Below are 7,492 nucleotides of genomic sequence, written 5' to 3'. Positions count from 1 at the left end.
CGTACGGGCGTATCAGAGCACGTCGGACAGCTCCTCCCTCAGCCGCCGCTTGGGCCGCGCCCCCACCATCGACTTCACCGGCTCACCGTCGCGGAACACCATAAACGTGGGCATCGACAGCACCTTGTAGGCGTTCGTCGTCGCCGGGTTGGTGTCCACGTCCAGCTGCACCACCTTGAGCCGGCCCTCCTCCTCGGCCGCGAGGTCGGTGAGCACCGGCCCCATCTGCCGGCACGGCGGACACCAGTCGGCGGTGAACTCCACCAGCACGGGGAGGTCCGCCCCGATCACCTCCGTCCCGAAGTCCGCGTCCGTCACCTCGGCCACACCCGCCGCCCTGATCACCACTTGCGTCCTCCCAGCTCGCACACCGGTTCCGGACCGCCCGGAACCGCCGCCTCGACCGCCAGCGCCTCACGCGCCCGCTCCGCCTTCCCCAGCTGCTCGCCGACCTTCGCCCGTACCGCCCGCAACTCGCCGATCAGCGTGTCGAGTTCGTCCAGCTTGCGCCGGTAGACCGCGAGCGACGCAGGGCACGAGTCGCCCTCCGGATGCCCGGCCCGCAGACACTCCACGAAGGGCCGCGTCTCCTCCAGGTCGAACCCGAAGTCCTGCAGCGTGCGGATCTGCCGCAGCAGCTTCAGATCGCGCTCGTCGTAGGTGCGGTATCCGTTGCCGGTACGCCGAGCGGGCAGCAGCCCCCGCGACTCGTAGTACCGCAGCGTCCGTGTGGTGGTCCCGGCCCGCGCCGCCAGCTCGCCGATTCGCATGTGTTCGACCGTAATCCTTGACGCCCGCGTCAGGGCAAGGCCGTACCTGCCGACCGCGCCGCGCGTACCCGCCGCGCGGGCCATCGGGCTGGTGGCCGGGCCGGCCGACCGAGGGACCACCCGGCACGGGTAGGGCCGAGCGGCCGGGCCCTCCAAGGAGGCACGACCGCTCGGCGTTCTTCTTGTGTCCCGGTGCCCGGCCGGGGTTCAGGCGGAGCCGGACGCCCGGCGTCCATGGCCGGGCCGGTACGCATCGCGCGCCGTCCGGGGCGCGGGACCCTCTCAGCCTGCGGCCGCGCCGCCCGGGCGCGACCAGCCGGGGACGGCCCGCGCCTGCCGGACCGACGCCCCTCCGGAGCCGTTACGCCTGGGCCAGCTCCTTCTCGCCGCCGTCCCCGGACACCTCGACGGGCAGGGACGGCTGGTTCTCGTCGAGCAGCGTCCGCTCGTCGAAGGGCAGCCGCCCGGCGAGCACCTGCTGGACGCGCTCCTTGTCGATCTCCTTCGTCCAGGTGCCGACCAGGACGGTGGCCACGGCGTTGCCCGCGAAGTTCGTCAGGGCGCGTGCTTCGCTCATGAAGCGGTCGATGCCGACGACCAGGCCGATGCCGTCGACCAGCGCTGGCTTGTGGGACTGCAGACCACCGGCCAGCGTGGCGAGGCCTGCGCCGCTGACACCCGCCGCGCCCTTGGAGGCGAGGAGCAGGAAGAGCAGCAGCGGGATCTGCTCGCCGACCGACAGCGGCGTGCCCAGGGCGTCGGCGATGTAGAGCGACGCCATGGTCATGTAGATCATGGTGCCGTCGAGGTTGAAGGAGTAGCCGGTCGGGACGGTGATACCGACCACCGGCTTGCTGACGCCCAGGTGCTCCATCTTCGCGATGAGCCGCGGCAGCGCGGACTCGGAGGAGGACGTGGACAGGATCAGCAGGAACTCGCGGCCCAGGTACTTCAGGAGCGTGAGGAGGTTCAGGCCCGCGACGATGCGCAGCAGCGCGCCGAGCACGACGAAGACGAACAGCACACAGGTGATGTAGAAGCCGAGCATCAGCACGGCGAGGCTCTTCAGCGCGTCCAGACCGGCCGAACCGACGACCGCGGCGATCGCGCCGAATGCGCCGATCGGGGCGGCCCACATCACCATGGCGAGGATGCGGAAGACGAGCCGCTGGATGTGCTCGATGCCGCGCAGCACCGGCGCGCCGACCGGGCCCATCGCCTGCAGCGCGAAGCCGGTGAGGAGCGCGACGAGGAGCGTCTGCAGGACCTGGCCCTCGGTGAAGGCGGAGACGAAGGTGATGGGGATGATCGAGAGCACGAAGTCGACCGGCGGCAGCGCGTCCTCCGACACCTGGGCGTGGCCCGCGTCCTTGATCGCGCCTGTCAGGTGCAACCCCTCGCCGGGGTGCAGGATGTTGCCGACGACCAGGCCGATGGCGAGCGCGACCAGGGACATCACAACGAAGTAGCCGAGCGCGATACCGCCGACGGCACCGACCTTGGCCACCTTGCGCACCGAGCCGATGCCCAGCACGATCGTGCAGAAGATGATCGGCGAGATCATCATCTTGATCAGGTTCACGAAGCCCGTGCCGAGGGGTTTGAGCTCGAGCGCGACGTCGGGCCAGATCAGGCCCACGGCTATGCCCAGTGCCACCGCGATGATCACCGCGATGTAGAGATAGTGGGTGCGGTCCCGCTTGGCTGCGGGCGCGGCGGATGCCGTTGGGGGTGTGCTGGCCACGGCTGCCCTCCTCGACGAGGTCGTCGGATCTTCCGGCGTGCGGCTCACGTCCGGGGGAAACGGGAGGTGTGCTCCCGCTGACCGGGAGGCGGCGCGCTCCCGGGCGATGCGGTGACTATCTCCCTCCCTGTGACGGCGGTCACCCTTCCGTTCATTTAGTTCACGCTTATATGGGCAGCCGGAGCCGCAAGGCAGACTGAAGGCATGCTCCTCCCCAGGCTCCCGAGACCCCGCAGCCTCGCCGGCCAGCTCTTCGCGATGCAGGCCGTACTGATCGCGGTCCTCGTCACGGGGTACGCTCTCTTCACGTACCTCAACGACCGCAGCCAGGCCCGGGACGCGGCCGGCCGCCAGGCGATGGCGGTAGCCCGCTCGATCGCTGACGCCCCGTCCGTCCGCGCGGCGATCCGCACCCCCGACCCGACGAGGACACTCCAGCCGTACGCGAGCGAGGTGCAGCACCACACCGGCGTCGACTTCGTCACGATCATGAACCCGGGCGGGATCCGCTGGACCCACCGCGATCCCGCGAGGATCGGCGAGCACTTCCTCGGCCACACCGCCCGCGCGCTCAGGGGCGAGTCGTTCACCGAGACCTACACCGGCACCCTGGGCGCCTCGGTGCGCGCCGTCACGCCCATTCACGACAACGGCCGGATCGTCGGCCTGGTGAGCGCCGGCATCAAGGTCGACACGGTCACGGCACGGGTCCAGAAGCAGGTGACGACCCTGCTCGGTGTCGCGGGCGGCGCCCTCGCGCTCGGCGCGATCGGCACCCATGTGATCAACGCCCGGCTGCGCCGCTCCACCCACGGCATGAACGCGACCGAGTTGAGCCGTATGCACGACTACCACCAGGCCGCGCTGCACGCCGTGCGCGAGGGCCTGCTGATGCTGGACGGCCGGTTCAGCGTGGCGCTGATCAACGACGGCGGCCGGGAGCTGCTCGGGGTGAGCGACGAGGTCGTGGGCCGCTCGGTGGCGGACCTGGGTCTGCCGGCCCCGCTGACGGGTGCCCTGCTGTCCTCCGCGCCCCGGGTGGACGAGGTCCATCTGACGGCCACACGTGTTCTGGTCGTGAACACCTCCCCGGTCTCCGGCGGCGAACGGCGTGGCACGGTGGTCACCCTGCGCGACGTCACGGAACTCCAGTCCCTGATGGGCGAGCTGGACTCGGAGCGCGGCTTCACCCAGGCGCTGCGTTCGCAGGCGCACGAGGCGGCTAACCGGCTGCACACCGTCGTCTCGCTGATCGAACTGGGCCGCGCGAACGAGGCCGTCGACTTCGCCACCGCCGAGCTGGAACTGGCCCAGGCGCTGACGGACCAGGTCGTCGCAGCCGTGAACGAACCGGTGCTCGCGGCCCTGCTGCTGGGCAAGGCGGCACAGGCCAACGAGCGGGGCGTGGAGCTGGTGGTCTCGGACGACAGCCGCATCGACGACGGTCTGTTGCCGCCGTCCCTCCCGGCCCGGCACCTGGTGACGATCCTCGGCAATCTGATCGACAACGCGATGGACGCCGCACAGGGCTCGGCGGGCGCCCGGGTGACCGTGACGGCGTGCACGGACGTCTCCGGCCTGGTCCTGCGGGTCGCCGACACGGGCGCAGGAGTGGACCCGTCCCACGCGGAGGCGGTGTTCGAGCGCGGCTGGTCGACCAAGCCCGCGACCGCTTCCGGCGGCCGTGGACTGGGCCTCGCCCTGGTCCGCCAGACGGTGCGCCGGCACGAGGGCACGCTGACGGTGTCTCAGGCGGCCGGGGGCGGGGCGGAGTTCGCGGTGCGGATTCCACTGCCTACGGTGGGGGCGGCCGCTTCGGCGGTGCCGGAGACCGAGGCCGCCCTGTCAGGAGTTCAGGCATGACCGAGCCGATCCGCGTCCTGGTCGTCGAGGACGATCCGGTGGCCGCCGACGCGCACATCATGTACGTCGGCCGGGTCCCGGGCTTCACGGCGGTCGGCAAGGCGCACACGGGCGCGGAGGCACGGCGGCTGCTCGACCGTACGCGGGTGGATCTGCTGCTCCTCGATCTGCATCTGCCGGACGTGCACGGGCTGCAGCTGGCGCGTTCCCTGCGGGCGGCCGGTTACCACGCGGACGTCATAGCGGTCACGTCCGCGCGCGACCTGGCCGTGGTGCGGGAAGGGGTCTCGCTGGGGGTCGTCCAGTACGTACTGAAACCCTTCACTTTCGCGACGCTGCGGGACCGACTGGTGCGCTACGCGGAGTTCCGCGAGGCGGCCGGCGAGGCGAGCGGGCAGGACGAGGTGGACCGGGCCCTGGCGACGCTGCGGGCGCCGCGTCCGGCGGCACTGCCCAAGGGGCTGAGCGCACCGACGCTGGAGCGGGTGACGAGCGTGCTGCGGGACTGCGAGGAGGGGCTCACCGCGGCCGGGGTCGCCGAGAGCGTCGGAATTTCCAGGATCACGGCCCGGCGGTACCTCGAACATCTCGTGGAGGCGGGCCGGGCCGGGCGCAGTCCGCTCTACGGGCAGGTGGGGCGGCCCGAGTTGGTCTACCGGTGGGTACGCGAGGAGGAGAAGTCCCGCTAGGGGACGGGGGGTTCAGGACGCGGGGCGGTCGCCGCCGGGTGCCGCCCGGGCCGGGCGCAGGTCACGCGCGAAGTAACCCCCGCACACGCATTGACCTGACTAGACCACTCCTCTTACCTTCACACGGCAGTCGTCCCGGCCGACAACGATGTAGGCCAGTAGGAGGTCGTGCCCGTGCGCTCCACCGCCGTCCGCTTCCGTCCCTCTTCCGTACTCACCGCACTTGTCGCCGTCTCCCTCGCCGCCCCCACGCTCACCGCATGCGGCAGCGGGTCCGGCAGCGACTCGGACAGGGTGAAGATCTCCTTCAAACAGTCGACGGACAACTCGATCCACGTCATGGACGACTATCTCGCCGGCATCAAGAAGCAGTTCGAGAAGGAGAACCCCGGCAAGAAGGTCGAGCTCGTCCCCATCAAGGCCCCTGACTCGGAGTACTACACCAAGCTCCAGCAGATGCTCCGCTCCCCGAAGACGGCTCCCGACCTCGTCTACGAGGACACCTTCCTCATCAACTCGGACATCACCAGCGGCTATCTCAAGCCGCTCGACCCCTACCTCGCCAAGTGGAAGGACTGGTCGCAGTTCATCGACACGGCGAAGTCGGCGGCCCGGGGTGAGGACGGCAAGACGTACGGCGTCCCGGACGGCACCGACACCCGGGGCCTGTGGTTCGACAAGGGCGTCTTCGAGAAGGCCGGCCTCCCGGTCGACTGGCAGCCGAAGACCTGGGACGACGTGCTGAGCGCGGCCCGGACCATCAAGGCGAAGGTCCCCGGTGTCACACCGCTGAACGTCTACACCGGCAAACCCGCCGGCGAGGCCGCCACCATGCAGGGCTTCGAGATGCTGCTTTACGGCACCGACGACGGCAAGAGCGACCCGCTGTACGACAAGGACACCAAGAAGTGGATCGCCGGGAGCCAGGGCTTCAAGGACGCCCTCGCGTTCGTCGAGACGGTCTACAAGGAGAAGCTGGGTCCGGACGTCGCCGACGCCCTCGACCCCAACTTCGGTACCCGGGTGCGCGCTGAGCTGCTTCCGAAGGGCAAGCTCGGCATCGACCTGGACGGCTCATGGCTGCCGCAAGACTGGCTGCCGGGCAGCGGGCACGAATGGCCCGAGTGGTCGCAGAAGCTGGGCCTGGCCGCCATGCCCACCCAGAACGGCGAGGCCCCCGGCAAGGTGAGCATGTCCGGCGGCTGGACGTGGGCCATCCCGGCCAAGGCGGCCAACGCCGACCTCGCCTTCAAGTTCATCCAGACGATGCAGACCAAGGCCAACGCGCAGAAGTGGTACATCGCCAACTCCGGCATCGCGGTCCGCAAGGACGTGGCCTCCGACCCGTCGTACGTGCAGGCGCAGCCCGGGATCAAGTTCTTCACGGACCTGGTGAGCAGCACGCACTACCGGCCGGCGTATCCCGCGTACCCGAAGGTGTCGACGGCCGTCCAGGAGGCCATGGAGAGCGTGACGACGGGTGACGCCTCGGTGGAGAAGGCGGCGGGCGACTACGACGAGGCGCTCAAGGCGGCGACCGACAACCAAGTGGTCCAGAAGTGAGCGATGCACGCCGCTCCCTGGCCCGTGCGCTGCCGGTGGCCCCCGCCGTGGTTCTGCTGCTCCTCTTCCTGGCGGGCCCGATCGCCTACTGCGCGTACATCGCCTTCACGGACCTGCAACTCACGGGCCAGGCGCACTCGTCCTTCGTCGGCTTCGCCAACTTCCGTACGGCGTTCGGGGACGAGGCCTTCATCAACGCCGTCTGGCTGACACTGGTGTTCACCGTGGTGTCCTCACTGGTCGGCCAGAACACGCTGGGGCTCGCCCTGGCGTCGCTCATGCAACGGGCCTCGAAGCCGATCCGTACCCTGACGGGCGGGATCGTGATCACGGCCTGGGTGCTGCCGGAGGTGGTGGCGGGCTTTCTGCTCTACGCCTTCTTCCGCAAGGAAGGCACGCTGAACGCGATCCTCGGCGCACTCCACCTCCCGTCCCAGAACTGGCTCTACACCCTTCCGATTTTGGCCGTCTCGTTCGCGAACGTGTGGCGGGGGACGGCGTTCTCCATGCTGGTCTACTCGGCGGCCCTGAACGAGATCCCGAAGGAGATCACGGAGGCCGCCGAGATGGACGGGGCGGGCGGCCCCCGCCGTCTGTGGCACATCACACTGCCGATGATCCGCCGGTCCATCGGCACGAATCTGATGCTCAACACGCTCCAGACGCTCTCGGTCTTCGGGCTGATCTGGGTGATGACGAGGGGAGGGCCCGGCAACAAGAGCCAGACCCTCCCTCTCTTCATGTACGAACAGGCCTTCCAGAACAGCATGATCGGGTACGGGACGGCGGTGGCGCTGTTGCTCCTGCTCGTCGGTTCGCTGTTCTCGGTCATGTACATGCGACTGTTGCGAACGGAGGTATGA

7 protein-coding genes are annotated in these 7,492 nt (G+C 69.6%); 4 read left to right on the top strand and 3 right to left on the bottom strand.

What is annotated here, in order from left to right; genetic code table 11:
- Positions 1-12 precede the first annotated feature (12 nt).
- The 3 genes from trxA to VXC91_RS11645 all read right to left on the bottom strand — a co-directional run bounded on the left by trxA (position 13) and on the right by VXC91_RS11645 (position 2,514).
- Positions 13-345: a thioredoxin gene (gene trxA, locus VXC91_RS11655; RefSeq protein WP_329507050.1), complete on the bottom strand. Its 333-nt coding sequence runs from the start codon at positions 343-345 to the stop codon at positions 13-15.
- Positions 342-770 (bottom strand): MerR family transcriptional regulator, encoded by a 429-nt coding sequence (locus VXC91_RS11650; protein ID WP_329507049.1) that lies wholly within the window; start codon positions 768-770, stop codon positions 342-344. The genes trxA and VXC91_RS11650 overlap by 4 nt, the downstream gene beginning before the upstream one ends.
- Before the next feature lie 361 nt (positions 771-1,131).
- Positions 1,132-2,514, bottom strand: a complete 1,383-nt coding sequence (locus VXC91_RS11645; protein WP_329507048.1) for a cation:dicarboxylate symporter family transporter — start codon at positions 2,512-2,514, stop codon at positions 1,132-1,134.
- Between the two features lie 204 nt (positions 2,515-2,718).
- On the opposite strand from VXC91_RS11645, the gene VXC91_RS11640 reads away from it, so the two are divergent.
- The 4 genes from VXC91_RS11640 to VXC91_RS11625 all read left to right on the top strand — a co-directional run bounded on the left by VXC91_RS11640 (position 2,719) and on the right by VXC91_RS11625 (position 7,492).
- A complete protein-coding gene (locus tag VXC91_RS11640; RefSeq protein ID WP_329507047.1) occupies positions 2,719-4,377 on the top strand; it encodes a sensor histidine kinase in 1,659 nt (552 codons plus the stop codon).
- On the top strand, positions 4,374-5,066 hold the full coding sequence (locus VXC91_RS11635; protein ID WP_329507046.1) for a response regulator: 693 nt from the start codon (positions 4,374-4,376) through the stop codon (positions 5,064-5,066). The genes VXC91_RS11640 and VXC91_RS11635 overlap by 4 nt, the downstream gene beginning before the upstream one ends.
- Before the next feature lie 168 nt (positions 5,067-5,234).
- Positions 5,235-6,629: an extracellular solute-binding protein gene (locus tag VXC91_RS11630; protein WP_329507045.1), complete on the top strand. Its 1,395-nt coding sequence runs from the start codon at positions 5,235-5,237 to the stop codon at positions 6,627-6,629.
- Positions 6,626-7,492 carry a carbohydrate ABC transporter permease gene (locus tag VXC91_RS11625; RefSeq protein ID WP_329507044.1) on the top strand — a complete coding sequence of 289 codons (867 nt, stop codon included), beginning with the start codon at positions 6,626-6,628 and terminating at the stop codon, positions 7,490-7,492. The genes VXC91_RS11630 and VXC91_RS11625 overlap by 4 nt, the downstream gene beginning before the upstream one ends.

Source organism: Streptomyces chiangmaiensis (genome assembly GCF_036281785.1).
Lineage (GTDB): Bacteria > Actinomycetota > Actinomycetes > Streptomycetales > Streptomycetaceae > Streptomyces > Streptomyces chiangmaiensis.
The sequence above is the reverse complement of the archived record's forward strand: the minus strand, read 5'-3'. Positions and strand labels throughout refer to the sequence as shown.